The sequence below is a fragment of the Alcanivorax sp. genome, assembly GCF_002726155.1.
Lineage (GTDB): Bacteria > Pseudomonadota > Gammaproteobacteria > Pseudomonadales > Alcanivoracaceae > Alcanivorax.
Genome location: NZ_PBSH01000040.1, coordinates 1 through 25,751 on the forward strand (window position 1 = coordinate 1; position 25,751 = coordinate 25,751).

Below are 25,751 nucleotides of genomic sequence, written 5' to 3' on the forward strand. Positions count from 1 at the left end.
CCGAGCTAGCCCCACCACCAACAGGAATGGTGGACGGCACCATAAAATCACGCCCAATAGAACCACCCGCCAAATCACCGTCACTGTATTTACTCAACATGGTATCGGCTTTGATGAAACCGCCGAAATCAATTTGTGTATTACCGCTTTTCACCCCATCCATGCGCTCTTCAAGCACAATGATACGTTCCTCCAGCGTAGTATCTGCGCCGGCAATGCCTGCCTGCGCCAACACCAAGGCACTGCACAGATACGTGGCTTTTCTTGCTGTCATGGCCCTGTCCTCTTGTTGTCATCAACACGAAAGTGACTTCGCTTGACAGCTTGCTGAGCGTTGTACCAACACTCTATTAGCCATAGGTCGAAGGTGATTAAACGCCAAAGCCCCAATGCAAGATGCCTGACAAAAAAAGCGAGAGAGACAACAAGGTTTCTGCCGACGGAATACCGCACGATGCGAGCATCGCTGCCCACAAAAGAGGGATAACCCTGAAGCCATGCCTTGGCGGTTTTCCTTGTTGCCTGGAGCGTGTTGCGTATTGCGCCTCTAATACCAAGGTCTAATTCAGCACGGCCTCCTGTTTTTGCACACTCTTGACTTCATTTCTGCTCCACTTTTCTGGTGAGCACTTTTCAAGTGAGGGAAGTCCCATGGAAACGGGCCTGCGTATGCCGGTTAAAGAGGCATTGAAAGACCGCTGCTGGATTGACGGCAATGATTACCATGCGTTGTACCAACAGAGTCTGGATGACAGCGTTGGCTTCTGGCGCCGTCAGGCACAGCGCATCGACTGGCAGCACTTCCCCCAACAGATTCGCGACACCCATTTCAGCCCCGATGACCTGCACATTCGCTGGTTTCATGATGGCGAGCTGAATGCCGCAGAAAATTGTATTGACCGCCACCTGGCCACTAACAGAGACGGCATTGCACTACTGTGGGAACCGGACTCTCCGGACCAGGATCGCCGGCAGATTACCTATCAGCAGCTACACCAACACGTCGGCAAGCTGGCCAACACCCTCAAACAGCAGGACATTGGCAAAGGTGATCGGGTGATGATTTACATGCCCATGATCCCCGAAGCGGTATTCGCCATGCTCGCCTGCGCCCGTATCGGCGCCATTCACTCGGTGGTGTTCGCTGGTTTTTCGCCGGATGCACTGGCCGGCCGCATCGCCGATTGCGGTGCCAAAATGGTGATTACCGCAGATGGCGGGCGCCGTGGCGGCAAGATCGTTCCGCTTAAAGACAACGTGGATGCGGCCCTGGAACAGGACGGCACCGGCAGCGTGGAAACCGTTCTAGTAGTCAACCATGTTGGCTGTGACAGCCACTGGTTTGCACAACGTGACCTGGATTTCCATGAGCAGCTGTCACTCAGTGACGCTGAATGCCCAGCAGAACCCATGAATGCGGAAGACCCGCTATTCATCCTTTATACGTCCGGCTCCACCGGGCAGCCAAAGGGCGTAATGCACACCACAGGCGGCTATATGGTCTATGCCTCTCTGACCCACCAGCTGGCCTTCGATTACCACCCGGGGCAGGTGTACTGGTGTACCGCCGATGTGGGCTGGATTACCGGCCACACCTATCTGGTTTATGGCCCACTGGCCAACGGCGCCACCTGTGTCATGTTCGAAGGGGTACCCAACTACCCGGATGACCAACGTGTTGGTGACATTATTGACCGCTACAACGTGGACATTCTCTATACCGCCCCCACCGCCATCCGCGCATTAATGGCCGGTGGCGATCATTGCTGTGCCAACAGTCAACGCGACAGCCTGCGCATCCTGGCCACGGCCGGCGAGCCTATCAATCCGGCCGCCTGGCAATGGTTCCATGACCAGCTGGGTAACAGCCAGGCCGCCGTGGTCGACACCTGGTGGCAGACAGAAACCGGCGGCATCATGATTTGTCCTCTACCCGGTGCCATTGAGGCCAAACCCGGCGCTGCCACGTTGCCCTTTTTCGGTGTCCAGCCGGCGCTGGTGGATAACGACGGCACGCTGCTGCACGGCGCAGCAGAAGGCAATCTGGTTATCGCCGATAGCTGGCCCGGCCAGGCCCGCACCCTGTGGGGCGACCATCAGCGATTTGTCCAAACCTACTTTTCCAGCTTCCCCGGTTATTACTGCACCGGTGACGGCGCACGTCGTGACGAAGACGGCTACTACTGGATTACCGGGCGCGTAGACGATGTCATTAATGTGTCCGGCCACCGCATGGGCACCGCGGAAGTGGAAAGCGCCCTGGTTTCCCACCCCAAGGTATGCGAAGCCGCCGTCGTCGGTTACCCCCATACCATCAAGGGCCAGGGCATTTATGTGTATGTAACGCTGAACGACGGCGAGCACACCAGCGATGCGCTGCACGACGAATTACGCCAATGGGTACGCCGGGAAATCGGCCCCATTGCCACCCCGGACCTGATCCATTTTACTCACGGGCTGCCGAAAACCCGCTCCGGCAAAATCATGCGCCGTATCCTGCGCAAGGTAGCGGCCAACGAACACGACAGCCTGGGCGACATCTCAACCCTGGCCGACCCGGCAGTGGTCGCCAACCTGGTTGAAACCCGGCTGAACCGTTGATACAGAAGCCGTTTAAAACCGCATACGCTGATGAAACATGGATGTTCTCTGTGTTTCCTTTCTCCATGCTGCCCTCCCCGGGCAGCATCTTTTTTTCATTCCCATCTTTTTTTGGGCTCTTCGCACGCAACATGCTTAAATCAGAGCCATGACAACCATACTGATTGCCGATGATCACCCCCTGTTCCGTGCGGCCCTGATACAGGCCGTAGAGGCCAGCTTTGCCGGTGCCACCATCCATGAAGCCGACTCCCTCGCCACTCTGGAAGTGCTGGGCCAGCAAGCCATTCCCTTCGATGTCATTCTTCTGGATTTACACATGCCCGGCACCCACGGTTTTTCCGGCCTGGTGTACCTGCGTGAGCAATACCGGAAAGTCCCGGTGGTGGTGATTTCAGCCACCGAAGACGTGGACGTGATCCAGCGCGCCATTCACTTTGGGGCCGACGGCTTTATTCCCAAATCCACTTCCGTGGACACCATGACCGATGCCATGCGCAAGATCATGGACGGCGAACGCTGGTTACCGGAAAAAGCCCGCCGAGCCATGCCCCCAACGCTGCCAGACCATTCCGCCATGAGCGAGCGGATCACCAGCCTCACCCCCCAGCAGTTCCGGGTCATGGGCATGCTGATGGAAGGTATGCAGAACAAGGTGATTGCCTACGAGCTGGATGTGTCGGAGGCCACGGTAAAAGCCCATATGACGGCCATTTTTCGCAAGCTGGGTGTACGCAACCGCACCCAGGCGGTGCTGGCCCTCAAAGACCTCGCCATCGAGCCCCCCGGCCTGGACTAACCCGCAAAAGCTTGATGGAGAGCGACTTGCTGCAGAAGTGTTGGGGGCGCGCCAGGCCAGAGTGTCGAGTTGCGAGAAACGAGTTTCGAAATACAAACCGTAACCAGAGGGAAAGCCCGGTGATTTTCGCTTCTCGCTTCTCGTTACTTGCAACTGAGGCTATCGCTTCACCAGCGACGCTCCTGCCGCGATAAAATAACTATCCGGGTCGAAATTTCCCAGCTGCCCGCAGCTTACAAAAGCCCTTCCAGCGTTCGCTGCAGGATGGCTTCGGAAATCGGTTTTTGCAGGAACCCGACGCCTTGCTCTTCGGCTCTGGCGCGCACTTCCGGGCGCCGGTCTGCGGTCATCAACACGGCGGGAATAACGTCTTCCCAGCAATGATCCAGCGCTTCAATCACATCAAACCCGTCTTCATGATCCAACTGGAAATCCACCAGCAATACATCCGGTACCCAGCTTTGCGCCGCCTTCTCCTGTGCTTCCTGCAGGCCGCTGGCTGCGACCACCTCGCAACCCAGGGTTTGCAGGGCCGCCACCAGGCTCGCCAACAGCGCGGAATCATTATCCACACAGAAAACACGCACGCCCTGGATATCCCGGCGCTCACGCAACGGTTCATCCTGCAGCAATGGTGGCACGTCCCCTGTCGATAGCGGCAGCGTTACGCTGAAGACGGTGCCTTTATCCGGCCAGGAGCGGACGGTTAACGCATGGCCCAGCAAACGACAAATCCGGTCGGCTATGGCCAGCCCCAACCCCAGACCTTTTACCTCACGATTATGCAGCTGAGGCAGGCGATGAAACTCCCGGAAGATCTGTTCATGCTGATCACCGGGAATCCCCGGCCCGGTATCCCACACATCAATGCGCACGGCATTGTGCAGCCGGCGCGCACCGAACAGGATGCGCCCGGAATCCGTATATCGAACCGCATTGGACAGCAGGTTCTGCAATACCCGCCGCAATAACACTTCATCGCTGTCCACCACCGCACTGCACGATACCGCTCGCAACGTCAGCCCTTGCGCGCTGGCCAGCGCAGAAAACTCCTGACTCAGCGGCGTCATCAATGACGACAAACGCAAAGGGTGGATGTGCGTCGCCATGGTGCCGGTATCCAGTTTGCTGATTTCCAGCAACGCAGAAATAATCTGTTCGGCCGCTTGCAGGGAACTGTCGATATGTCCGAGTACCTGCACCTCATGGTCGAACTGCCCCTTTTCCTGGCTACGCAACTGCTGACGCAACGATGAAGTAAACAACTGCGCGGCATTCAAAGGCTGCATCAAGTCATGGCCGGCGGCCGCCAGGAACCGGGTTTTCCCTTCATTGGCCTGTGCCAGCTTAGCATTCAACTCTGACAGTTTCCGGGTGCGTTCCGAGACCATCTGCTCCAGATTTTCATTGATCTGGCGCAGCGCTTTTTCATCGTGCTTGCGCTCGGTGATGTCCATATACGTGCTGACAAAACCGCCGCCCACCATGGGAGTACCACGCACTTCCACCACGATGCCATTGGGCAGCTCCCGCTCGAACTGGTGGGCATAGCCTTCGCGCAGCAATTGCACCCGTCGCGTCACGTTTTCTTCCATATTTTCGCCGTCGTAATAACCCCGTTCAGCGTTATAGCGATACACGTCGGCGATGGAGCGCCCCAACCGAATCAACCCGTCCGGATAATCAAACAGCTTTACGTAGGCCTGATTCCAGGCCACCACCTGCATATCCCGGTCCACCACACAGATGCCCTGACTAATGGTTTCAATGGTGGTGCGCAGCAGCTGATGGTTGAACTGAATCAGCTCAGAGGCTTCGTCCATCATCCGCACCACATCATCGTGGCGGCCATTCTGTTTGCGCAGCAACGAGCTCATCACAATGCGGGCGGTGGACGCCCCCATGGTGCCCGCCAGCAACCGTTCCACATATCGCACCAAATGCAGGGGCGCCGGCAATTCCAATTCTTCCGACACTCCACGCCGGCGCATGTAATCGAAGAACAGGGGTTCCGCCCGTGGATGCCCCAACCCGCGCTTGCAGACTTCCAGCAACTCGATAGTGGTAATGGAGGGGTGGCCCATGCCTTCGCGCCACCAGTCCGTGGGCATATCCACAAACCGGGCGGCCTGGGCTTCATCCAGGGCATCATGGTTGGCCCGGCGGGAATAGTAGATAAACGCGGCCAAATTCACCGACACAGACCAGAACACCCCGTGGGTCAGCGGCTCCAGCCCTTCGATACCGAACATGGCATGGGGACGTAGCAGCCCCAGGCCGAACAGCCCCTGGGTATTGAGCACGGTCACCCACTCCACGGGCAAAATCACCGGTGTCAGCAGGCAGTAAAACCACACCACAAACCCCAGCGCCAAGCCGATGAACGCGCCCTGCTTATGGCCATTGCGCCAGTACAGGGCACCGATCAGTGATGGGGCGAACTGGGCCACTGCGGCAAACGACAGCAGCCCGATACTGGCAAGGCCGTCGAACCGGTCGATCAGCGTATGGAAGGCAAACGCCAGCCCCAGCAGTACCAGAATGCTGGCCCGGCGCAGAAAGCGCAGTTGCGTGCTGAGATCCGACAGCTGATCCTTTTCATTGAGCCGCGACTGCAACCACATGGGCAGCAGCACTTCGTTGGTCAACATAATGGCCAGCGCCATGGTGGAGACAATCACCATGCCAGTGGCCGCCGCAATCCCGCCAATAAACGACAGCATCAACATGCCATGGCTGCCCTGAGCCATGGGCAGTGACAGCATGTAGGTGTCCGCATGACCGATCAGGTAGGGCTGGGTAATCACGCCGGCAATCACAATCGGCAGAACAAAAATCGCAAACAGCGCCAGGTACAACGGAAACAACCAGCGTGTGGTGCGCAAATGGCGCAGGTCATTGTTTTCTACCACACCGGCATGGAACTGACGGGGCAGACAGAGAATCGCCACCATGGAAAGCAATAACGAAGTGACGAAACTTTGCGAAAACAGGGTCGGTTCAAAACTCTGCATGACATCGCTGCGCTCGCTCAGCTGCTGCCACATATCCACCGGGCCATCAAAAATGGCATACAGGCAATACAAGCCCAGCCCGACAAACGCCACAACCTTGATAAAGGATTCAAAACTCACCGCCAGCATCAAGCCGGATTGGTGTTCGGTGGTATCGATATGTCGGGTACCGAACAGCAAGGTAAAAATAGCCATCAGCGCAGCGACCACCAGCGCCGTATCCACCTGGCCCGGCGCAGACGCCTCCAGCACATAATCAAACGACAGGGTGACGGCTTTTAACTGTAAGGCGATGTAGGGCAGCACCCCGACAATGGCCACCAGGGTGACCAGCACAGCAAGCCGGCGGGATTTCCCGTAACGGGCGGCCAGGAAATCGGCAATGGAGGTAATGTGTTGCTGCTGGGCCACCGACACCATCTTGTAGATCAGTGAACCGCCCAGCAATACGGTAATGATCGGCCCCAGATAAATCGGCAGATAGTTCCAGCCATTCTGGGCGGCTTCACCAACGGCGCCGTAGAAAGTCCATGAGGTGCAATAGACACCCAGCCCCAGGCTGTACACCCAGGCATTGTGGAAGGTCTTGCGGCCCTGCCGGGCAGCGCGGTCGCCCCACCAGGCGATAACGAACAACACCAACACATAAGCCAGCGCCAACGCACCCAATTGCCACAATGAAAACACCGCCTCTCCCCGTTGGTGACTGAACCCGCCGAATTCAGCAAGCGCGCTTCGCGCATTTACCTGTTGCGTCGAGCATGCTGCCTGTTGCGACTCTTGTTGAGCTTATAGCAGCGCCTGGGCAAAGCGTAGCACCACCGCTACCAGTAGCAGAGCTATGCCGCCACGCTGCAATTTAAACTCCACCACATTGAGTGCCATGGCCCGGCGCCAGAACATGACCAGCCCCTGACCATCGCCGGTACGGCGCCAGTAGCGAAAATAGGCGTATAGAACCAGGCAGAGGCCCGCTATCAGCGCTATTTTTTCTGCATAGAACATCAGCACTTCCTTCCTTTTTATCGGCCGTCGTTAATTCAAAGTAGATTTCTGTAGTTGCAGGTACATCAGCGCACTGGTGACCGCATCTCCCCGGGCGGTGTGCCGCTCCATCACCGGCACCTGCAAGGCACCTGCCATGGCATCAAAGCGCAGATCCGGAGTCATCTCTGGTTGCCAATAGCGCATCTTTTTCTGATACAAGGCCGACAACTCGATGGTGTCATTGGGTAAATCGAACCCCATTAACGGACGCAAATAGCGATTAATCATGGCCACATCAAAAGCCACACACCAACCCACCAGCGGGCGATTACCAATGAATGCCAGCAAGGCATCCAGCGCGTCGCGCACACTTTCACCGCCTTCCAGATCCACCGGACGCAACCGGTGGATGCGAATCGTATCCTCCTTGAGGCTGTCCGGCGGCATCAGCTTCACATCCAGACTCTGGCTACTGAGTACCCGTCCATCTTTTATGACCACCGCCGCAATGGAGACCAGTTCTGCGGTGCGACTGTCCAGACCCGTGGTTTCGCAATCGATGGCAACGACCTGATCCCCAGCATAGGCGGCAAACAGGTGTGCATAGGGGCCTAGCCCATGGCGATAGCGATCACGGAGACGACGCCATTTGGATCTGGACCATTGCGGCCACATATTTTTCCACCATGACTCACCGCGCATGCTCAATATTCCAAATGAAAACGGCGCGACAACCGTTGTTTAAAATCGCTAACCAGATGCAACGCGTCGCGTAACAGATCTCTTTCCAGTGAAGACAGCTGTTGCACCACGATATGATTATCTTCCACGGCATCGTCTTCGCCCTGCAATTTGGCCAGCTGTCGAGTCAAGCGCAGTTCACTGAAAAGCTCCATGGCCTCGCCCAGATCTTCGGCAAAGCCGGGCTCCAGCGCCCCTGCGGCGACCAGCTTGTCCAGCCTCGCCAGGGTTGAGGTTTCCCGGATTCGGCACTGCAAGGCCATGGCCCGAACACCATGCACCAAGGGAAACAGGGCGCCCTTCTTTATATCGATACCATGCTGGGCTTTCTTCAGCGACCCAAACAGATTCAGTGGAGTGGAAAACTGCAGGACCGGGCGGGCAAAGTGGGCCAGAAGCAACTGATCATCGCTGCACCGTGAAAACAGGGTATCGCGCACGGCTTCCAGCAGCCCGGCATCACCGGCTACTGCGTGGGCATCGGTGAGGATTGTCAAGTTCAGCAGGCCTTTCCCGCCCGGATCAGCGGCCCAGTCATGCACGCGCTGCTGCCAACGCGACACCGGCCCGGTCCACTGCGAATTGGAAACCATTACGTTACCCGGACAGGGAGGGTAACCCAACGACAGCAGCGTGCGGGTAAGGCGCTGCATCTCCTGATCACAACCGGGCCATTGCTGATGGTCGCCCAAAATCAGGCCGTTATCCTGGTCGGTTTTCAGTATTTGCTCACCCCGCCCTTCGCTGCCCATGACCATCAGGCAGGCACGCTGCTGGTCGGCGGGCACCACCATTTCGAAGGCTTTACTCATCAGGCGACCATTGAGGGCGGCCAGCAAATCCATGGCAAACCGCATTTTTACGCCCTGCGCCATCAAGGTATCCACTAGGTCAGGCAGTCGAGCGCTGGCCAGTTGCAGCGCCTCCAGCGTATCCGCTTTTTCGATTTCCAACCCAACCACATAGGAACGACTGGAAAAGAAACTAAGCACATCGGTGAGCTCCACTACGCCCACTGCAACGCCATTTTCCATGACCACCACCCGCGCCACCTTGTGCCGGGTCATGCGGGTCAAGGCTGCGAACAGGTAATCGCCCGGACGGGCAGTAACCAACTCGGTTTCTGCCACCTCAGCCAGACGGGTATCCGGCGATTGATTGCTCATCACCAGCGCGGTCAACAAATCCGTCTTGGTGACAATGGCGTAATGCTGTTGATGCTGTATTAGCACGCTGTCCACGCCGTGTTGTTTCAGCGCGGTCACGGCATCACGCACGGTGGCCTGTTCCGGCATAATCAGGGGCTCACGCATGCACGCGTCCACCCGTGCCAGCATAAAGCCCGCCAGCGTCACGCCCCCTTCCCGGCGTTCTGCCAGGCGCTGGTTTTTCTCCGCCAGGCGCTGGCTAAAATAACGGCCAAATTCGGCCTCGCTTGCACACAGTTCGCGAAACATGCCTGCGGGGATCAGGTAACACAGGGTTTGCTGTTCGGCCCGAAACCGGTAGCGGCTCTGGCCGTTCAGCACACTAATCGCCCCGAACAGATCCCCGGCGGCATACACTCCCACCTGCCGACGGCTATCCGGCGCGTTCACGTCCAGTTCTGCCACACTGCCCTTGTGCACAAGAAAGACAGAATCGCTGGTACTGGCCGCATCGAGAATAATGTCATCTGGCTCGTAATAGGCCAGATCGGTTCCTTCCTGCAAACGGCGGCGCCCGGCTTCACTCAGCTGGCTGAACGGGTACTGGTTCAGTTCCTGTTCAATCATTCGGTTCACCCCGCCATTGCGTCTTTGTTGCCATTATTAAACGCAAAAACCGGTGCGGGGAACTATCCCGCACCGGTTCCTGTTTTACCCGTACTTAGTGTGCGGAGGCTTCACCGGCACCTCGCGGAATACGGATGTCTTCCACAATATGCTGGATATGCTCCGGAGGCGGTGCAGTCACACGGGAGACCGAGAAGGCCACCACAAAGTTGAGCACCATACCCAGGGTCCCGATACCTTCAGGGGACACACCCAGCCACCAATGTTCCGCGGTGTTCAGCTCTGGCGAGATGAACTTGAAGAACACGATGTAGCTGAAGGTAAAGACCAGACCAACCAGCATCCCGGCGATGGCCCCTTCCTTGTTCATCCGCTTGTAGAAGATGCCCATGAGGATCACCGGGAAGAAGCTGGCAGCGGCAAGGCCGAAGGCAAATGCCACCACCTGGGCGACAAAGCCGGGTGGGTTTATCCCGAAGTAACCGGCAATAACGATAGCCACCACTGCCGCCCCGCGAGCCGCCAGTAACTCCTGCTTCTCACTGATATCCGGCATCAGGGTTTTCTTCAACAAGTCATGGGAGATAGCACTGGATATCACCAACAACAGCCCTGCTGCCGTGGACAATGCTGCCGCCACGCCACCGGCCGCCACCAGCGCAATCACCCAGCCCGGCAAATTGCCGATTTCAGGGTTGGCCAGCACGATAATATCGCGATCGATATACACTTCAGAGGTGTTATCCGTCGGCGCATTGGTCAACACCCGCTCACCATAGCTACCTTTGGCCTCTTCACGGCTGCCGGCGTAGGTGGGCTTGCCTTCGAAAGGCGCACCGGCACGCATCTGCACAGCACCATCACCATTCTTGTCTACCCAACCGATCAGCCCGGAGTTTTCCCAGTTATAGAACCATTCCGGCAGTTCGGTGTATTGGGTTTCATTTACGGTGTCGATCAGGTTAAGCCGTGCGAACGCACCTACTGCCGGTGCGGAGGTGTACAGCAAGGCGATGAAAAACAACGCCCAGCCGGCACTGATACGAGCATCTTTTACTCGTGGCACGGTAAAGAAGCGCACGATTACGTGGGGCAGGCCCGCGGTACCGCACATCAATGCCGCCGCAATAAAGAACACATCAATGGTGGATTTGGAGCCTTCTGTGTATTCAGTAAAGCCAAGATCCGTCACCACCTGATCCAGCTTTTGCAGCAAATAGACGCCACTATCACCACCGGCGGAATCCAGCACCGTAGCACCAAACCCGGTTTGCGGAAGAACGTGGCCGGTCATCATGATAGACAGGAAAACCGCCGGCACCAGAAAAGCAAAAATCAATACACAGTATTGCGCTACCTGGGTATAAGTAATCCCTTTCATGCCACCAAGAACAGCATAGAAAAAGACGATGGCCATGCCGATCACCACGCCCACGTTCACGTCCACTTCCAGGAAGCGGGCGAACACAATACCCGTGCCGCGCATCTGCCCGGCCACATAGGTAAAGGACACGAAGATCACACAGATCACTGCCACCGTTCTGGCTACGTTGGAGTAGTAACGGTCACCAATAAAGTCCGGCACGGTAAATTTACCGAACTTGCGCAGGTAAGGTGCCAGCAGCATAGCCAACAGCACATACCCGCCTGTCCACCCCATCAGGTACACCGAGGCATCGTAACCGGAGTAAGCGATAATCCCGGCCATGGAAATGAACGAAGCCGCTGACATCCAGTCGGCAGCGGTGGCGGCCCCATTGGCGATCGGGGAAACCCCGCCACCAGCCACATAAAAATCCTTGGTCGACCCGGCCCGTGACCAGATCGCAATCCCGATGTAGAGCGCAAACGAACCGCCTACAAAGAGATAAGTGAGTGTCTGAATATCCATAGGATGTCTCTCTTTATCGGTCTCTTTATCTGCTTTTCAGCGGTTAGTCTTCGTGGACATCAAATTTACGGTCCAGCTTGTTCATGGAGTGCGCGTACTTGATGATCAGCACCAGGAACACATAGATCGCTCCCTGCTGCGCAAACCAGAAGCCCAGCTTGAAACCGAAGAATTGGATTTGATTGAGTTCATCTACCAGCAATATGCCGCAGCCATAAGAGACAACGAACCAGATAGCAACGTAGGTAAAAATCAATCGCAGGTTAGCGGCCCAGTAGGCGCGGGCGTTTTCTTCTTTCATTACTCGTCCCTCTGCGTAATCAGGAAATCAGGCCACCCTCTTTTCAGGCAGACAAGGGATAGGCTCGGTACCCAGACTAGCCAAAGGGCCATGGCAGCACAGTATGACTTTAGTCGAAGTCGGCCAGGGCACAGCCGCGTAATGGCAGGCCGGAGCGCATGGGAAAGCGAGCTGCCCGGAAAAAGGCACCCCCGGCCTGTGATATCGGCGGTTTTCCGTTAAACTCGCGGGTCTGTTCGTTGAGCCCCATGGCTCAGACAGGGAATTTTCGAGTCGATAAAAACAATCATGGATAGATAATGAAAATAGCGCGATGGCTGTTGGCCGCGTTTCTGCTTGTGATTCTCAGCGGTTCATTGCTGCTCACGCTTTCTCCCGACCTGACACGTTGGCCTGTGGCACCCACGCAATCAGTCCCGGAAAAGGGCTCGGTCACGCTCACCTACCTGGGCACCAGCACTATCCTGATCAGCGACGGCCACACCCATCTGCTCACCGATGGGTATTTCTCACGGGTTTCCATCCCGCAATTGCTGTTCACCCGGATAGCACCGAATTCACAGCGCATTGAGCACGCCCTGGCACAGGCAGGCATTACCTCACTGGACGCCCAGCTGGTGCTGCACTCTCATTTTGATCACGCCATGGATGTGGCGGAGGTGGCAAAACGTACCGGCGCACAATTGCTGGGCTCCTCGTCTACCGCCATGGTGGGCAAGGGCGGCGGCCTGCCGGATTCCCGCATCACCACCATCGTCCCCCATCAGCCGTATTCGTTTGGGCAATTTACCGTGCACTTTGTCCCGGCCAGCCATGTGCCACTGCCCGCGCCAGTGGAAGCCATGACTGGCAAAGGAGACATCGCCAAACCGGTTACCCCGCCCGCAAGAGTAGGAGCCTGGGAGGAAGGACAAAGCTACGCCGTGGTCATTACCCATCCCGCCGGATCGCTGTTGATTCAGGGAAGTTCCGGAGCGGTCCCCGGGGCGCTGACGGGTTACCAGGCAGACTATGCCCTGCTCGCCAGTGCTAGCCTGGGCAAACAATCCGATCGTTATCAGCAGACGTTCATGGAAGAAACCGCCATCGCGGTAGGCGCACACACGGTGATACCGGTGCACTGGGATGATTTTTTCAGTGAGCTGACACCAGACGTGAAACCTCTTCCCTGGGGACTGGACAACATGCATAACTCGTTTCATGCACTGGCGGACAGACACGACGGCGACTTTTGGGTGCTGCCGCCCTTTCAGCCGTTTACGTTAACCCCCGGGGCACAAAGTCCGTCAGTATCCGGGCAATAACCTCAGGCCGGGTTTCGCGTTTCAGCTGCTCCAGCAATTGCGCCGCCTGCGGCCAGCGCCGACGCAAGTAACTCAGCCATTGCTTAATGCGCCCGGCCAATTGCGCATCGGTGCCGGTACCTGCCACATCCACCCAGAACTGTTGCAGGATCGGCAAGATCGCATCCCAGCCGGTCTCCCCACCGTGCCGCAACACGGAGACCAGGCGCGGGTTGGCCACCGCGCCACGCCCGAGCATCAGATCATCACAGCCGCTTTCCTGGCGAGCGCGGGCGGCATCGTCCGCAGTCCAGATCTCACCATTGGCAATCACCGGAATCGATACCACCTCACGGATGTGGCCGATACGATCCCAGAATGCCGGCGGCTTATACCCCTGGCGCTTGGTACGCCCGTGTACCGTCAACCAGGCAGCTCCGGCGTCAACCACTGCACGGGCATTATCCAGCGCCCGGGCATCATCTTCATTACCCAGGCGCATTTTCACCGACACCGGCACATGGGCCGGCACAGCTTCGCGCACAGCGGCCGTCACCGCATGGACTACCTCCGGTTCATCCAGCAACACCGCACCGCCACGATGACGGTTCACCGTTTTCGCCGGGCAACCAAAATTCAGATCAATCGCTGGCGCTCCAAGCGTCACTGCACGCACCGCATTTTCTGCCATGCAATCAGGTTCGGAGCCCAGTAACTGAAGATGCACAGGCGTGCCCGCCCGGGTGCGCGCGCCAAGTTTTAACTCGGGGCACCAGCGATAAAACACCTTGGGCGGCAACAGCAGCCCGCTGACACGGACAAACTCACTGACACACCAGTCGTAGTCGCCCACATCCGTCAGTGCCTGGCGAACCCAAAAATCCGCCAGTCCTTCCATAGGGGCCAGAATCAATTTCATGGCGCGCATTCTAGGCTACTGAAGCGCTGCCGAATACGCGTAATTGCGGGCAAAAATGCATTCAACCTTCTTTCTTCCCCACGTCGAACCACACCACAAAACATCCGGCTTCTCTTGCAATAACGGTGTTCATTTGCCACGGTAAATAACAATTTGCGCAAGAATGGACGCTACTCGGGGACACCCGCACGCCGGAAATGCGATAGCAGGCGCCCCTGACAACGTGAGGGAACGCAATGAAAAAAGCATCATTCGCGAGCGCCATCGACACGGCATTAGCATGCTTTTTCCTGCATGGTTAACGCCGTCAACGCCTTATCGGGAAGGCACAAGAGGGTACACTGCCGAGAAAGTCTGCCGCCTTTTCTCTGGCTTACCAAGTGTTCCATCTCCACGCACCCACCGTATGCTGTGTGTGCTTTTCCTTCCCTTATTGCGTCGTGTGCACTGCGCGACACGCTGCCGACACCGAAACGCGAATACGCAATATTTCGCCTTACACCACCCCACAATTCATAGGCCTGTCGCTTCACTCGCGCCAGGCCGCACGTTTTTTGCGATAAAAAATGAGGGAGAGAAACTGATGAAACAGCAACGTATTTTGCCATTATCGACAGCCCTGCTGGCTGGCTTTGCCGCCCTGCCTGCCCAGGCGGATCTGGAGGTCACCCCCTACGGCTCCCTGCGCATCCAGACGGAAGCCGTTTCTGTCGATCAGGCGCAACCCGGCGAAGACGATTCCTACACCGGGCTACGGGACGCGTACTCCCGCTTGGGCGTCAACGCCAACTATAATGATTTCGAACATTTTGATATTTCTGCCACGGTGGAATTCCCGATTAACTCCGCCCGCCTGCAAGCGGAAGACCCGACCTTTTTCCAGGAAAGCTACAAAGGCAACAACAAGCCACGGGTCGCCGACATTACCGTGGCCCACGATCGCTTTGGTAGCGTGCGCGTTGGTACCCAGTGGCTGGCGTACTACAACAACGTGGCCTACCCGCTGGATTTCTTCAGCTCTTTCTATTCCGGCTATGCCACACAGGCCACTTTTCGCCGCGACGCACTCACTTACACCACCCCCAACATGGGCGGGTTCACGGCCACCGTTTCCGGTGTCGACCTGACCGACCAGCAGGGCACCAGTTACCTGGACACCATGCAGTACGCACTGTCCTATGCAGTTAACGACGAACTGGCCTTTGGTATCGGCTACCAGGACAGCGAGCAAGATTCCGCCAAGCATGCCGACCAAGCCGGCATTTCCGCAGCCTGGTCGCCGGGTAACTGGCGCTTTGCTGCCAAGGTAGAACAGCTGCTCAGCAACGATGACACCCTTCAGGACGATGATCCGGTGACCTACAACCTGCTGGGTTCCTACAGCTGGAACAAGTACACCCTGCGCGCCATGGTTGCCCACGGTGAGGAATCCGACGAGGGGGATGCGTTCTTCCAGGGGGATTCTGCCCAGGTCGGGCTGGACTACCGCCACACCGAAAACCTCAAATTCTTTGCGGAATACTTCTACGAAGAACTGGGTTACGCCATCTACACCCCCAACTCCGAAAGCTTCAACCCGTTGGCGGGCTATCAGGTGGAAAGCGACGGTCAGGTATTCACCGTGGGCATGCGGTTTGATTTTTAAGAACCGACAGCATGCATCACGCTGGACGCAACAACGCGTTTGATTGTAATGCACACCGAAAACCAAACAGGCCGCGCTCGAAACCTCGGCGCGGCCTGTTTGGTTTTACCTGGAAAACATTCGCAGGGTTCTAGCGCATGATGCGTGTTGCGCGCAGCATGAAGCGTGCTCAATCAGAATCCCCGCCGGTTGACGCAAGCGAAACGCCATAGCTTAGGAGATCAGAGGAAGAAGCAGCCTGCGAGCTCCGGCGGGCCTTTCAATATAATCAGCCGCAGCAACCGGGCGGAAGCCCCTGGTTAGAACCATTTGGAATCAATCCTCCCAGCCTCTTTTCCTGTCCCGCCTTACCCTTTTTATATCAATCACTTAGAATAGATCAAATCAGTTGAACGGTTGCCCCGGCTCGGATCCATCCTCCCTGCCGGCTCGTAACCCGGAATTGATTCACCACAGCCGCTGCATTACTGTTGCCGCCAGCATAGCCCGCAGCAGGGGCAGACACAGCAAAGACGGGGTCCCGGTGACGGATCCGAGGAGACGCTCATGGCAAAAAACGCAGCCCCCGCGCTGGAAACCTCGCTGGACAGCCTGGAAGCCCTGGTGGAACGGATGGAATCCGGTGAGCTGACCCTGGAAGATTCCCTCAAAGCCTTTGAGGAAGGAGTGCGCCTGTCCCGGGAATGCCAACAGGCCCTGCAACAGGCTGAACAGAAAGTACGTATTCTGCTGGAGCAGAACGACCGCGCCGAGCCTGCCCCCTTCACCGGTGGTGACAATGAGCAATGAGACAACCCGCAAGGCCACGCCCGGCGATTTCGTCGCGCTGGACCAGCTGACCGAGACAGCCAAGGCCCGCCTGGAACAGGCCCTGGACCACTACCTGCCTGCCCAGAGTGCCGCTTCCCGGCTCAGCCAGGCCATGCGCTACGCCGCACTCAGCGGCGGTAAACGCATTCGCCCACTACTGGTTTACGGCGCCGCCCAGCTGGCAGGTGCCAGCCCGGCCCAGGCCGATGTGCCCGCCGTGGCGGTGGAGCTGATCCATGCCTATTCCCTGGTTCACGATGACCTGCCCGCCATGGACGACGACGACCTGCGCCGGGGCCAGGCCACCTGCCACAAGGCCTTCGACGAAGCCACCGCCATCCTCGCTGGCGACACCCTGCACACCCGCGCTTTCGAGTTGCTGGCCTGCCATGGCGATTACCGCAGTGATAGCCGCATCGCCCTGATTCAACACCTGTGCCAGGCAGCAGGCGTAGACGGCATGGCCGCCGGCCAGATGCAGGACATGCTCGCCCAGGGCCAGCAACAGACCGTGGCGGCGCTGGAAGAAATGCACTACCTGAAAACCGGCCGCCTGATCACCGCCAGCCTGCAGCTGGGGTACTTTGCGGCAGAAAACGACGATCCCGCCTTGCTCAGCAACCTGACCGACTTTGGCGATGCCATTGGCCTGGCATTCCAGATTCAGGACGACATCCTCGATATCACAGCCGCCACCGAACAGCTCGGCAAACCTTCCGGCTCCGATGAAAAGCTGCAAAAGAGCACCTTCCCATCCCTGCTCGGCCTGGAACAAAGCCAGCAACGCGCCCGGCAACTGTGTGACCAGGCGCAACAAGTCCTGGCCGGCTATGGCCCACGCGCCCTGCCGCTGCAACAATTAGCGCAATACATCATTACCCGGAATCACTGATCCAGCACTGACGACCACCCCCCCAGACAGTTATACTAGCGGTTCAGGCGGAAGGCGGTACGCCCTGATTACTCCGCGTTCCACTGACGACCACTGGCCATTATCTGGCCTGCACTCATCAGGCTGCATGACCCTATGCCCAAGACGTTTACACAAATTCCGCTGACGCGACCCGATACCCCGCTGCTGGACACCCTGAGCAGCCCTGCGGACCTGCGGCAGCTGCCCGCCTCCCAACTGGAGCGCGTGGTCGATGAATTACGTGAATATCTGCTCTACGCGGTAGGTCAGTGTGGCGGGCATTTCGGCGCAGGCCTCGGGGTGGTAGAGCTGACTGTCGCCCTGCATTACCTGTATCACACGCCGGACGACAAACTGGTCTGGGATGTGGGCCACCAGTGCTACCCCCACAAGATTCTTACCGGGCGCCGGGAATCGCTCACCAGCATCCGCCAGGCGGGCGGTCTGTCCGGCTTCCCCAAGCGCAGCGAATCCGAATACGACACCTTCGGTGTGGGCCACTCGTCCACTTCCATCAGCGCGGCACTGGGCATGGCGCTGGGCGCGGAAATGGCCGGCAGTGACCGCCGTGCCGTGGCTATCATCGGTGACGGTGCCATGACGGCAGGCCAGGCCTTTGAAGCCATGAGCCACGCAGCGCATACGCGCTCCAATCTGCTGGTGATCCTCAACGACAACAATATGTCGATTTCCCACAATGTGGGCGGGCTATCCAACTACTTCGCCCGGATCTGGGCCAGCAAGAGCTACATCGCCCTGCGCGAAGGCGGCAAGAAGGTCCTCTCCACCATGCCGGCGGCCTGGGATTTTATTCGCCGCACCGAAGAAAGCATGAAGAACATGGTCAGCCCGGACATGCTGTTCGAGGCCATCGGCTTCAACTACATCGGCCCTATCGACGGCCACAATGTGGACGAACTGGTCCGCACCCTGGGCAACCTGCGCGACCTGGAAGGGCCGCAGCTGTTGCATATCTACACCACCAAGGGCAAAGGTTTTGCACCGGCTGAAGCCGACCCGGTGGGCTACCACGCCATCAACAAGATCGAACCCAAACCCAAGGTCCAGGTGGCCGTTCCCAGCAAACCCAAGCTGCCCAAGTACCAGGACATCTTCGGCCAGTGGCTGTGCGACATGGCCGAGCAGGATCCACGTCTGGTTGGCATCACACCGGCCATGTGCGAAGGGTCCGGCATGGTGGAATTCAGCCGCCGCTTCCCGGATCGCTACCATGACGTGGCCATTTGTGAGCAACACGCAGTTACTCTGGCGGGCGGCCTGGCCTGTGAGAATCAAAAACCGGTGGTGGCCATTTATTCCACCTTCCTGCAGCGCGGCTATGATCAGCTGATCCACGATGTAGCGCTGCAGGAACTGGACGTGACCTTCGGTCTGGACCGGGCCGGCCTGGTGGGCGAAGACGGCGCCACCCATGGGGGTGTATTCGATCTTGCCTACCTGCGCACTGTCCCGAACATGATCATCGCGGCCCCTTCGGATGAAAACGAGTGCCGCCAGTTGCTCTACTCAGCCTACCTGCACGAAGGGCCCGCAGCCGTGCGCTACCCGCGCGGCACCGGCACCGGTGCCACCATCGAAGACACCATGACCGCACTGCCCATCGGCCAGGCCCGCACCCTGCGCGACGGCCAGCAAGTTGCCATCCTGGCCTTTGGCGCACTGGTGCCGGCCGCGCTTGAAGCGGCCAACGCACTCAATGCCACCGTGCTGGATATGCGCTGGGTGAAACCCCTGGACCGGGACGCCATTCTCAAGGCCACCGCCGGGCACGCACTACTGGTCACTGCAGAAGACCATCAGCAAATGGGGGGCGCCGGCTCTGCCGTGAATGAACTGTTGCACGCGGAAGGTGTGGTGGCGGATGTGCTCAACCTGGCGCTGCCGGATCACTTTATTCACCACGGCAAGCGGGACGTGTTACTGGCCGAAGCAGGGCTGGATGCTGACGGCATTGAACGCCAGATCCGCGAACGCCTGAGCCGTCAGCAGACCCTGCGCGAAGCTCTCGAGCGTTAACCGCCCAGACAAACAGCGCTGACACAGAATGACAAAGGGGAGCGATTACCGCTCCCCTTCGTCATTTTTACGCTCCTTGACCAACCGCACCGGCGGCGGCGCTTCATACATCCGCCAGTCGTCCCGTCCCCCTTGTTTGGCCAGATACAAAGCGCGATCCGCCGCTTCCAACAAGTCCCCCGCGCTGTGGCGGTCACCGGGTATCATCATCGCGGCCCCAACACTGACGGTCACCTCCTGCATCTCCGGATTGTCCGCATGGGGAATGGCCAGTGAACGCACCGACCGGCAGAGCCGGGAGGCCAGCTGCTGCGCTTCTACCTCATCGGTTTCCGGGTACAACAACACGAACTCCTCCCCACCAAAGCGCGCCACCAGATCCCCTCCGCGGCGGCTATAGCGGCGAAACTCGGCCGCCAGTTTCTGCAGGCAGAGATCCCCTTGCAGGTGTCCGTAATGGTCGTTGTAGGCCTTGAACCGATCCACATCCACCAACATCACGGTCAGTGGCTGTCGGCTGCGTTTGCAGCGGCGCCACTCTCTGTCGAAGGCCTCATCAAAAAAACGCCGGTTGGCCAGGCCCGTGAGGCTGTCTTCCCGGCTCAACCGGTGCAGGCGCTCTGCCAGTGCCTGGGTGCGACGCTGCTGGCGCAGTAGTTGGCGTTGGTTGAAAAAAAGCAGCCGGTCGCGCACTTCCGTGGAATAGCACAAGAACATGCCCAGCAAGCTGATCCCGGTATAGGTACGGTGCAGGACTTGCCAGTCCAGCCCCTGCCCCAGCTTTTCCGCGATCAGCGCGCCCACCAACCCGCCGCCCCAACCGGCCAGCGACGCCACGGTAAAACGCAGGCCAACCATGGCGTAGACAATAACGAGGGCATAAATCACCGAGACGTGGGCCAGCTGGATGGAACCGCTGTCGCGCATAAAACCGGGAATGGCCACGGATACGGCCACAGCGAGAAAACTGCCAATGCCGGCATAGAGAGGGAAATAACGGTCCAGTGCCCGCACCTGGGCAAGCAAGCCAGCCACCAACACGATGATCCCCACCCAGATATAGGTGGACAACCACCAGCCCCGGACCTGCTCCGGCGCCAACGCGTAAATGCCGGTTATCAACAGCATGTAGAGCAGCAGGATATAGAAGGCATTAACCCGGAAGCTTTCCACCGCTTCCTGGCACTGATACTCCCGGTATTCACCTTCAAGGCGTCGAGGAAAGCGCAACCAGCGCACCCCGGGCACCACCACCCGTCGTGAGCGCGGATCCGTGTCTGACATTGCAAATCCTTTGCGAATGAATCTCCCTGCAGGTTAAAAGTTAACCTTCAGAAGCGCCATCCCTTTGGCGCCAGCGGTAGTGACAAAACGATATCAGGTAAAGATGACAGGAAATTGCCAGAGCAGTAATTGCACCACGGCCGCGGCATAGACCCCTGCCAGCAAGTCATCGACCATGATTCCCAGGCCTCCGGCCACCCGGCGATCCAGCCAGCCGATCGGCCAGGGCTTGATGATATCGAACACCCGGAACGCCACAAAGCCGGCCAACGCCCCCCAGGGAGTGATCGGCACAGCAATCATGGTAATCAGCAGGCCGGCGATCTCGTCCCAGACAATCCCCGGGTGATCGTGCACGTGCATATCGTCAGAGGTCTTGCCGCACAGATAGGGCCCCACGGCGATCACCGCAGCCGTCACCGCCAGGTAGCCCCACAGGGGTAGCTGGGCACACAGCCACCAGATTGGCATGGCCGCCACTGTGCCAAAAGTGCCCGGCGCGATCGGAGCCAGCCCGGAGCCGAAGCCAAAGGCCAGGAAATGCACCGGGTTACGCATACTGGGGCGTTGAAATTCCATGGTATTCCTCTCAGGCTCTGTCTCGGCAATCTCTGTGATTTTTGTCTTGTTAGCGTGCCGCTTGTTGCGTGCTGCGTGCAGGCGTCTCTCGTTAAAAATGCTGCCAGCCGGCCACTGTCAGGGCACCCACCGCCCCGTTTCTCTGACGCAAACGAATACCTGGCTGGGCGTCCACCTGCCCCAGGCAATAGCACCCTCCGGGCATCGATTGCGCGGCCGGCAGGGTAAACAATAGCAGATAGTCATCGCCGCCCTGCAGCTGCAAGGCCCGCTGCTTATCCGCACTGCAACCGGCCAGCACGGGAGGATCGTCCGGCAAGGCCGCTTCATCAAGACACGCTCCCAGCCCCCCCGATGCCTGCAGGATATGGCTCAGATCCGCCAGCACCCCATCGGATATATCGATACAAGCACTGGCCTGGCCGCGCAGGGCCATGCCCAGCTCCCATTGCGGGCGGGGGCGCCGGAAATGCCCGATGGCAGGCCCGTGACGCTGGCCGGCTTGCCACTGCTCCAGCCCCAGCAGCCCGGCCCCGGTGACGCCCCCCAGGCAAATCTGGTCCCCCACCCGGGCCCCGTCGCGCCGCAACGCCAGCCCCGGCGGCACGGAGCCGGTGGCCTGAATGGAAACCGCCAGCGGGCCACGGGTAATATCGCCGCCTACCAGGCTGATTCCCGCCTGATCCGCCAGTTCAAACAGCCCCCGGGAAAACTCAGCCAGCCAGTCTTCATTTACTTCCGGCAGGGTCAGCGAAAGCAGAAACCAGAGCGGATTTGCACCCATGGCGGCCAGGTCAGAAAGATTCACCGCCAGACAGCGGTAGCCCACATCCGCCGGCGCCATATCTGCCGGAAAGTGCCGATCCACCAAACTGGTATCCTGGGTCATCACCAACTGTTGGCCGGCGGGAGGCACCAGCAAGGCGCCATCATCCCCGGGCCCCAACACCACGGACTCGCCCTGACGGTGATGGAAATACCGCCGAATCAGGGCGAATTCATCCAGGGGAGCAGGCGCGGGCTGCACTGACGGTTGCGAGAAATCGGCGGGATCAGTCATAACAGAAGCATAACGCGGCTTGCCGCCAGAACGCACGGTAAGCCAACGTTATCAGGAGATATCAGTCACGGGGACGGCGTTCCGACGCTTCCGCGTAACGCAGCTGGCGGGCCAGCTTGTCGAGCACCCCGTTAACGTATTTGAAGGAATCTTCCGCGCCAAACACCTTGGCCAGCTCGATGCCTTCATTGATAACCACCCGGTAGGGCACATCCTGGCGCTCTTTCAACTCGAAAGCGCCCAGTCGCAGAATCGCTTTTTCCACCTGCGACAACTCCTCCACCCGCCGATCCAGATACGGCGTGAGCAGTTCATCCAGGGCTTTAACCTGCCCCAGCACGCCGTGCAGCAAATCATGAAAATACTCACGATCTACCTTGGCAAAATCCTGGTTCGCCAAAAACTGGGCTTCAATATCGCTCACTGCCGCGCCGGCCAGCTGCCATTGGTACAGGGCCTGAAGAGTGAAACGCCGCGCCTTGCGACGGGCACTGGGGCTGCTTTGGCTCATAGTGTTCTCAACAAATAAAAGCGGCCCTCTCCCTGCGCCTCACCAATCAATGGGAAGGGCTGGAAAGAGGGCGGTGTCCGGCGTCAGGCGTTCTGCCTCAAGCGTACTCTTACAAGGCTTTAAACAGCGAAACCATTTCCAGTGCGCACAGAGCCGCTTCCGCGCCCTTGTTGCCGGCCTTGGTGCCAGAACGTTCGATGGCTTGCTCAATGGTGTCCACGGTCAACACGCCGAACGCCACCGGGATGCCGGTGCTGTTCTGAACGGAAGCAATCCCTTTGGCGGCTTCACCGGCCACGAACTCGAAGTGGGCGGTACCGCCGCGGATAACCGCGCCCAACGCAATCACCGCATCGTAACTACGCTTCTCGATAACCTTTTTCACGGCCACCGGCATTTCCCAGGCACCTGGCACCCGGATAATTTCGATATCGTCACGGCTTACTCCGTGACGCACCAATGCATCAACAGCACCGTCCAGCAGGGCCTCCACCACAAAGCTGTTAAAGCGCGCCACTACAATACCGTAACGGCCACCGACGTTGCTCAGGGTACCTTCGAGAGTCTTGATGTTTTGCATGTGTCTTGTCCTGATCGCTGGTCGCACCTGGCAAACCAGGAACTTCCAGTGGTTTCGATTAGCTGCCTGACGCCGGAAGCCCGATGCCCAACGCTGAGATCGAATGCGTCAGGCCTGAGGCGTCAGGCATCGGGCGTCTCATTCAACTATCCGCGTCCACGTACTCGGTGATTTCCAGGTCGAAACCACTCAGTGCATTGAACTTCATGGGGGAGCTGAGCAAACGCATTTTGCGTACGCCCAACGCCTTCAGAATCTGGGAGCCTGTGCCAATGTTCCGGTAGGCACGGGATTCGCCCTTGGGCTTGCCTGCGGTGCCACCGAAGAAGGCATCCAGGCGCTCCACGATATCGTTGGAGGCGTAATCCTGCCCCAGAATAATGACCACCCCGGCATCCGACTGGGAGACGGTTTCCAGAACCCGGTGCATGTTCCACCCGGTACGGCCATTCATCTTGGCGCTCATCAGGTCACGCAGCGGATCTACCTGGTGTACCCGTACTGTCACTTCTTCGTCTTCACTGATGTCACCTTTCACCAGCGCCACGTGGGTCAAGCCGTCCACGGTGTCGCGGAACGCCACCAGGCGAAAATCGCCGTACCAGGTATCCAGCTCGTGGTCGGACACCTGCTCGATGGTCTGTTCGTTCAGGGCGCGATACTGGATCAGGTCGGCGATGGTGCCGATCTTCAATTCGTGCTCTGCAGCGAACACTTCCAGGTCTTCCCGGCGCGCCATGGAGCCATCTTCGTTCATCACTTCGCAGATCACCCCGGACGGCTCACAACCGGCCAGCGCCGCCAGATCGCAGGACGCTTCGGTGTGACCGGCACGGCGCAGCACGCCACCCGGCTCCGCCATCAGCGGGAAGATGTGACCCGGCTGAACAATGTCATAGGCGCGGGCATTGCGGGCTACGGCCGCCTGCACGGTGCGGGCACGGTCGGCGGCAGAGATCCCGGTGGTCACCCCTTCGCGGGCTTCAATAGACACCGTGAACTTGGTGCCAAAACCACTGCCATTGCTCTGCACCATCAACGGCAGATCCAGCAACTCACAGCGCTCGCGGGACATGGGCATGCAGATCAAGCCACGGCCGTACTTGGCCATGAAGTTGATGGCTTCAGCAGTCACATGCTCCGCCGCCATCACCAAGTCGCCTTCGTTCTCCCTATCCTCATCGTCCATCAGAATAACCATCTTTCCCTGACGGATATCTTCGATCAGTTCTTCAATACTGTTGAGTTGCATAAAACCGCCTTCAGGCTGGCACGCAACACGCGACACGCCTGCATGATGCGTGTCTGCGTAATGCCTGCAGCGTTATTTCAAAAACCCGTTTTCCGCCAGGAACGCCATGGAAATCCCCTCGGAAGTGGGCTCGGCGGCCTTCTCTCCCAGGAGCAGACGTTCCAGATAGCGGGCTATGATATCAACTTCCAGGTTCACTGGCGTCCCCACCTGCCATTGGCCGATGGTGGTTACCTCCTGGGTGTGCGGAATAATGTTCAGGGAAAACACCGCTCCGGCCACACTGTTCACCGTCAGGCTGATGCCATCGACGGTGATTGAACCCTTGTGGGCAATGTACTTGGCCAGCTCCGCCGGTGCCTCGATATCGATACGCACCGAACGGGCATCCTGCTTCATCTCGACAATCTTGCCCAGGCCATCCACATGACCGCTGACCAGGTGGCCACCCAGTCGGGAGGACGGAGTCAGGGCTTTTTCCAGGTTCACCGTGCTGCCCACGCTGATTTGCGCCAGCGAGGTCAGCGACAGGGTTTCCCCGGATACATCCGCCTCAAAGGCACCACCAGGCAACGCGGTGGCGGTAAGGCATACGCCGTTCACTGCGATGGAGTCGCCCAGCTGCACATCGGAAAAGTCCAGCCCTTCGCTCTTGATCAGCAAGGTCACATCGCCGCCTTTCGGGGTCATGGCGGCCACCTTGCCCATGGATTCGATAATGCCGGTAAACATGGAAAACCTCTTGAATTCGGACGTCAGCAGCGGCGTT

At 58.5% G+C, this 25,751-nt stretch carries 21 protein-coding genes and 1 pseudogene; 7 read left to right on the forward strand and 15 right to left on the reverse strand.

Annotated elements, in window-relative coordinates:
- Positions 1 to 274 (reverse strand): annotated as a pseudogene (locus CL546_RS12730) (DcaP family trimeric outer membrane transporter); the annotation flags it as partial.
- Positions 275 to 651: 377 nt separating this feature from the next.
- On the opposite strand from CL546_RS12730, the gene acs reads away from it, so the two are divergent.
- Positions 652 to 2,601 carry an acetate--CoA ligase gene (gene acs, locus CL546_RS12735; RefSeq protein ID WP_463671042.1) on the forward strand — a complete coding sequence of 650 codons (1,950 nt, stop codon included), beginning with the start codon at positions 652 to 654 and terminating at the stop codon, positions 2,599 to 2,601.
- 148 nt (positions 2,602 to 2,749) lie between these two features.
- The gene (locus tag CL546_RS12740; protein WP_290495568.1) at positions 2,750 to 3,400 is read left to right on the forward strand and encodes a response regulator; all 651 of its coding nucleotides are present in this window, start codon (positions 2,750 to 2,752) and stop codon (positions 3,398 to 3,400) included.
- A 233-nt stretch (positions 3,401 to 3,633) separates the two neighbouring features.
- On the opposite strand, the gene CL546_RS12745 is transcribed toward CL546_RS12740, so the two are convergent.
- The 6 genes from CL546_RS12745 to CL546_RS12770 form a co-directional block, all read right to left on the reverse strand.
- Positions 3,634 to 7,101, reverse strand: a complete 3,468-nt coding sequence (locus CL546_RS12745; protein ID WP_290495570.1) for a hybrid sensor histidine kinase/response regulator — start codon at positions 7,099 to 7,101, stop codon at positions 3,634 to 3,636.
- A gap of 102 nt (positions 7,102 to 7,203) precedes the next feature.
- Positions 7,204 to 7,419 (reverse strand): hypothetical protein, encoded by a 216-nt coding sequence (locus CL546_RS12750; protein WP_290495572.1) that lies wholly within the window; start codon positions 7,417 to 7,419, stop codon positions 7,204 to 7,206.
- Between the two features lie 30 nt (positions 7,420 to 7,449).
- Positions 7,450 to 8,103: a 3'-5' exonuclease gene (locus CL546_RS12755; protein ID WP_290495574.1), complete on the reverse strand. Its 654-nt coding sequence runs from the start codon at positions 8,101 to 8,103 to the stop codon at positions 7,450 to 7,452.
- Between the two features lie 2 nt (positions 8,104 to 8,105).
- Positions 8,106 to 9,917 carry a DUF294 nucleotidyltransferase-like domain-containing protein gene (locus CL546_RS12760; protein WP_290495576.1) on the reverse strand — a complete coding sequence of 604 codons (1,812 nt, stop codon included), beginning with the start codon at positions 9,915 to 9,917 and terminating at the stop codon, positions 8,106 to 8,108.
- A gap of 94 nt (positions 9,918 to 10,011) precedes the next feature.
- Complete coding sequence (locus tag CL546_RS12765; protein ID WP_290495579.1) at positions 10,012 to 11,808, reverse strand: sodium:solute symporter family protein; 1,797 nt, start codon at positions 11,806 to 11,808, stop codon at positions 10,012 to 10,014.
- A 43-nt stretch (positions 11,809 to 11,851) separates the two neighbouring features.
- Positions 11,852 to 12,109 (reverse strand): DUF4212 domain-containing protein, encoded by a 258-nt coding sequence (locus tag CL546_RS12770; protein ID WP_007150358.1) that lies wholly within the window; start codon positions 12,107 to 12,109, stop codon positions 11,852 to 11,854.
- Positions 12,110 to 12,408: 299 nt separating this feature from the next.
- On the opposite strand from CL546_RS12770, the gene CL546_RS12775 reads away from it, so the two are divergent.
- On the forward strand, positions 12,409 to 13,413 hold the full coding sequence (locus CL546_RS12775) for an MBL fold metallo-hydrolase (protein ID WP_290495581.1): 1,005 nt from the start codon (positions 12,409 to 12,411) through the stop codon (positions 13,411 to 13,413).
- Here CL546_RS12775 and CL546_RS12780 read toward each other — a convergent pair.
- Positions 13,367 to 14,320, reverse strand: a complete 954-nt coding sequence (locus tag CL546_RS12780) for a tRNA dihydrouridine synthase (RefSeq protein ID WP_290495582.1) — start codon at positions 14,318 to 14,320, stop codon at positions 13,367 to 13,369. The genes CL546_RS12775 and CL546_RS12780 overlap by 47 nt on opposite strands.
- A 574-nt stretch (positions 14,321 to 14,894) precedes the next feature.
- Here CL546_RS12780 and CL546_RS12785 point away from each other — a divergent pair.
- From CL546_RS12785 to dxs, 4 genes are all read left to right on the forward strand, one after another.
- Positions 14,895 to 15,956: a porin gene (locus CL546_RS12785; protein ID WP_290495584.1), complete on the forward strand. Its 1,062-nt coding sequence runs from the start codon at positions 14,895 to 14,897 to the stop codon at positions 15,954 to 15,956.
- 546 nt (positions 15,957 to 16,502) lie between these two features.
- Positions 16,503 to 16,745, forward strand: a complete 243-nt coding sequence (locus tag CL546_RS12790) for an exodeoxyribonuclease VII small subunit (protein WP_007149734.1) — start codon at positions 16,503 to 16,505, stop codon at positions 16,743 to 16,745.
- Positions 16,735 to 17,658 carry a polyprenyl synthetase family protein gene (locus CL546_RS12795; RefSeq protein WP_290495587.1) on the forward strand — a complete coding sequence of 308 codons (924 nt, stop codon included), beginning with the start codon at positions 16,735 to 16,737 and terminating at the stop codon, positions 17,656 to 17,658. The genes CL546_RS12790 and CL546_RS12795 overlap by 11 nt, the downstream gene beginning before the upstream one ends.
- A gap of 135 nt (positions 17,659 to 17,793) precedes the next feature.
- Positions 17,794 to 19,716, forward strand: coding sequence for a 1-deoxy-D-xylulose-5-phosphate synthase (gene dxs, locus CL546_RS12800; RefSeq protein ID WP_290495589.1), 1,923 nt, complete (start codon positions 17,794 to 17,796; stop codon positions 19,714 to 19,716).
- Between the two features lie 45 nt (positions 19,717 to 19,761).
- Here dxs and CL546_RS12805 read toward each other — a convergent pair whose 3' ends face one another.
- The 7 genes from CL546_RS12805 to CL546_RS12835 form a co-directional block, all read right to left on the reverse strand.
- Positions 19,762 to 21,000 carry a GGDEF domain-containing protein gene (locus tag CL546_RS12805; RefSeq protein WP_290495592.1) on the reverse strand — a complete coding sequence of 413 codons (1,239 nt, stop codon included), beginning with the start codon at positions 20,998 to 21,000 and terminating at the stop codon, positions 19,762 to 19,764.
- Positions 21,001 to 21,093: 93 nt separating this feature from the next.
- Positions 21,094 to 21,579 carry a phosphatidylglycerophosphatase A family protein gene (locus tag CL546_RS12810; protein ID WP_290495594.1) on the reverse strand — a complete coding sequence of 162 codons (486 nt, stop codon included), beginning with the start codon at positions 21,577 to 21,579 and terminating at the stop codon, positions 21,094 to 21,096.
- A gap of 91 nt (positions 21,580 to 21,670) precedes the next feature.
- On the reverse strand, positions 21,671 to 22,639 hold the full coding sequence (thiL, locus tag CL546_RS12815; protein WP_290495597.1) for a thiamine-phosphate kinase: 969 nt from the start codon (positions 22,637 to 22,639) through the stop codon (positions 21,671 to 21,673).
- 61 nt (positions 22,640 to 22,700) lie between these two features.
- On the reverse strand, positions 22,701 to 23,150 hold the full coding sequence (nusB, locus tag CL546_RS12820; protein ID WP_290495600.1) for a transcription antitermination factor NusB: 450 nt from the start codon (positions 23,148 to 23,150) through the stop codon (positions 22,701 to 22,703).
- Between the two features lie 109 nt (positions 23,151 to 23,259).
- Positions 23,260 to 23,730, reverse strand: coding sequence for a 6,7-dimethyl-8-ribityllumazine synthase (ribH, locus tag CL546_RS12825; protein ID WP_290495602.1), 471 nt, complete (start codon positions 23,728 to 23,730; stop codon positions 23,260 to 23,262).
- A 142-nt stretch (positions 23,731 to 23,872) separates the two neighbouring features.
- Positions 23,873 to 24,982 (reverse strand): bifunctional 3,4-dihydroxy-2-butanone-4-phosphate synthase/GTP cyclohydrolase II, encoded by a 1,110-nt coding sequence (gene ribBA / locus CL546_RS12830; RefSeq protein WP_290495605.1) that lies wholly within the window; start codon positions 24,980 to 24,982, stop codon positions 23,873 to 23,875.
- Between the two features lie 72 nt (positions 24,983 to 25,054).
- Positions 25,055 to 25,714: a riboflavin synthase gene (locus CL546_RS12835; protein WP_290495606.1), complete on the reverse strand. Its 660-nt coding sequence runs from the start codon at positions 25,712 to 25,714 to the stop codon at positions 25,055 to 25,057.
- Positions 25,715 to 25,751 lie beyond the last annotated feature (37 nt).

What these genes read in the sequence shown, in the direction of transcription:
- CL546_RS12805 (WP_290495592.1), bottom strand. Translation starts at nt 21,000, where the DNA reads ATGTCAGACACGGATCCGCGCTCACGACGGGTGGTGGTGCCCGGGGTG.
- CL546_RS12750 (WP_290495572.1), bottom strand. Translation starts at nt 7,419, where the DNA reads ATGTTCTATGCAGAAAAAATAGCGCTGATAGCGGGCCTCTGCCTGGTT.
- ribH (WP_290495602.1), bottom strand. Translation starts at nt 23,730, where the DNA reads ATGCAAAACATCAAGACTCTCGAAGGTACCCTGAGCAACGTCGGTGGC.
- CL546_RS12760 (WP_290495576.1), bottom strand. Translation starts at nt 9,917, where the DNA reads ATGATTGAACAGGAACTGAACCAGTACCCGTTCAGCCAGCTGAGTGAA.
- thiL (WP_290495597.1), bottom strand. Translation starts at nt 22,639, where the DNA reads ATGACTGATCCCGCCGATTTCTCGCAACCGTCAGTGCAGCCCGCGCCT.
- CL546_RS12740 (WP_290495568.1), top strand. Translation starts at nt 2,750, where the DNA reads ATGACAACCATACTGATTGCCGATGATCACCCCCTGTTCCGTGCGGCC.
- CL546_RS12835 (WP_290495606.1), bottom strand. Translation starts at nt 25,714, where the DNA reads ATGTTTACCGGCATTATCGAATCCATGGGCAAGGTGGCCGCCATGACC.
- CL546_RS12790 (WP_007149734.1), top strand. Translation starts at nt 16,503, where the DNA reads ATGGCAAAAAACGCAGCCCCCGCGCTGGAAACCTCGCTGGACAGCCTG.
- CL546_RS12765 (WP_290495579.1), bottom strand. Translation starts at nt 11,808, where the DNA reads ATGGATATTCAGACACTCACTTATCTCTTTGTAGGCGGTTCGTTTGCG.
- CL546_RS12785 (WP_290495584.1), top strand. Translation starts at nt 14,895, where the DNA reads ATGAAACAGCAACGTATTTTGCCATTATCGACAGCCCTGCTGGCTGGC.
- CL546_RS12780 (WP_290495582.1), bottom strand. Translation starts at nt 14,320, where the DNA reads ATGCGCGCCATGAAATTGATTCTGGCCCCTATGGAAGGACTGGCGGAT.
- CL546_RS12775 (WP_290495581.1), top strand. Translation starts at nt 12,409, where the DNA reads ATGAAAATAGCGCGATGGCTGTTGGCCGCGTTTCTGCTTGTGATTCTC.
- ribBA (WP_290495605.1), bottom strand. Translation starts at nt 24,982, where the DNA reads ATGCAACTCAACAGTATTGAAGAACTGATCGAAGATATCCGTCAGGGA.
- nusB (WP_290495600.1), bottom strand. Translation starts at nt 23,150, where the DNA reads ATGAGCCAAAGCAGCCCCAGTGCCCGTCGCAAGGCGCGGCGTTTCACT.
- dxs (WP_290495589.1), top strand. Translation starts at nt 17,794, where the DNA reads ATGCCCAAGACGTTTACACAAATTCCGCTGACGCGACCCGATACCCCG.
- acs (WP_463671042.1), top strand. Translation starts at nt 652, where the DNA reads ATGGAAACGGGCCTGCGTATGCCGGTTAAAGAGGCATTGAAAGACCGC.
- CL546_RS12755 (WP_290495574.1), bottom strand. Translation starts at nt 8,103, where the DNA reads ATGCGCGGTGAGTCATGGTGGAAAAATATGTGGCCGCAATGGTCCAGA.
- CL546_RS12795 (WP_290495587.1), top strand. Translation starts at nt 16,735, where the DNA reads ATGAGCAATGAGACAACCCGCAAGGCCACGCCCGGCGATTTCGTCGCG.
- CL546_RS12810 (WP_290495594.1), bottom strand. Translation starts at nt 21,579, where the DNA reads ATGGAATTTCAACGCCCCAGTATGCGTAACCCGGTGCATTTCCTGGCC.
- CL546_RS12770 (WP_007150358.1), bottom strand. Translation starts at nt 12,109, where the DNA reads ATGAAAGAAGAAAACGCCCGCGCCTACTGGGCCGCTAACCTGCGATTG.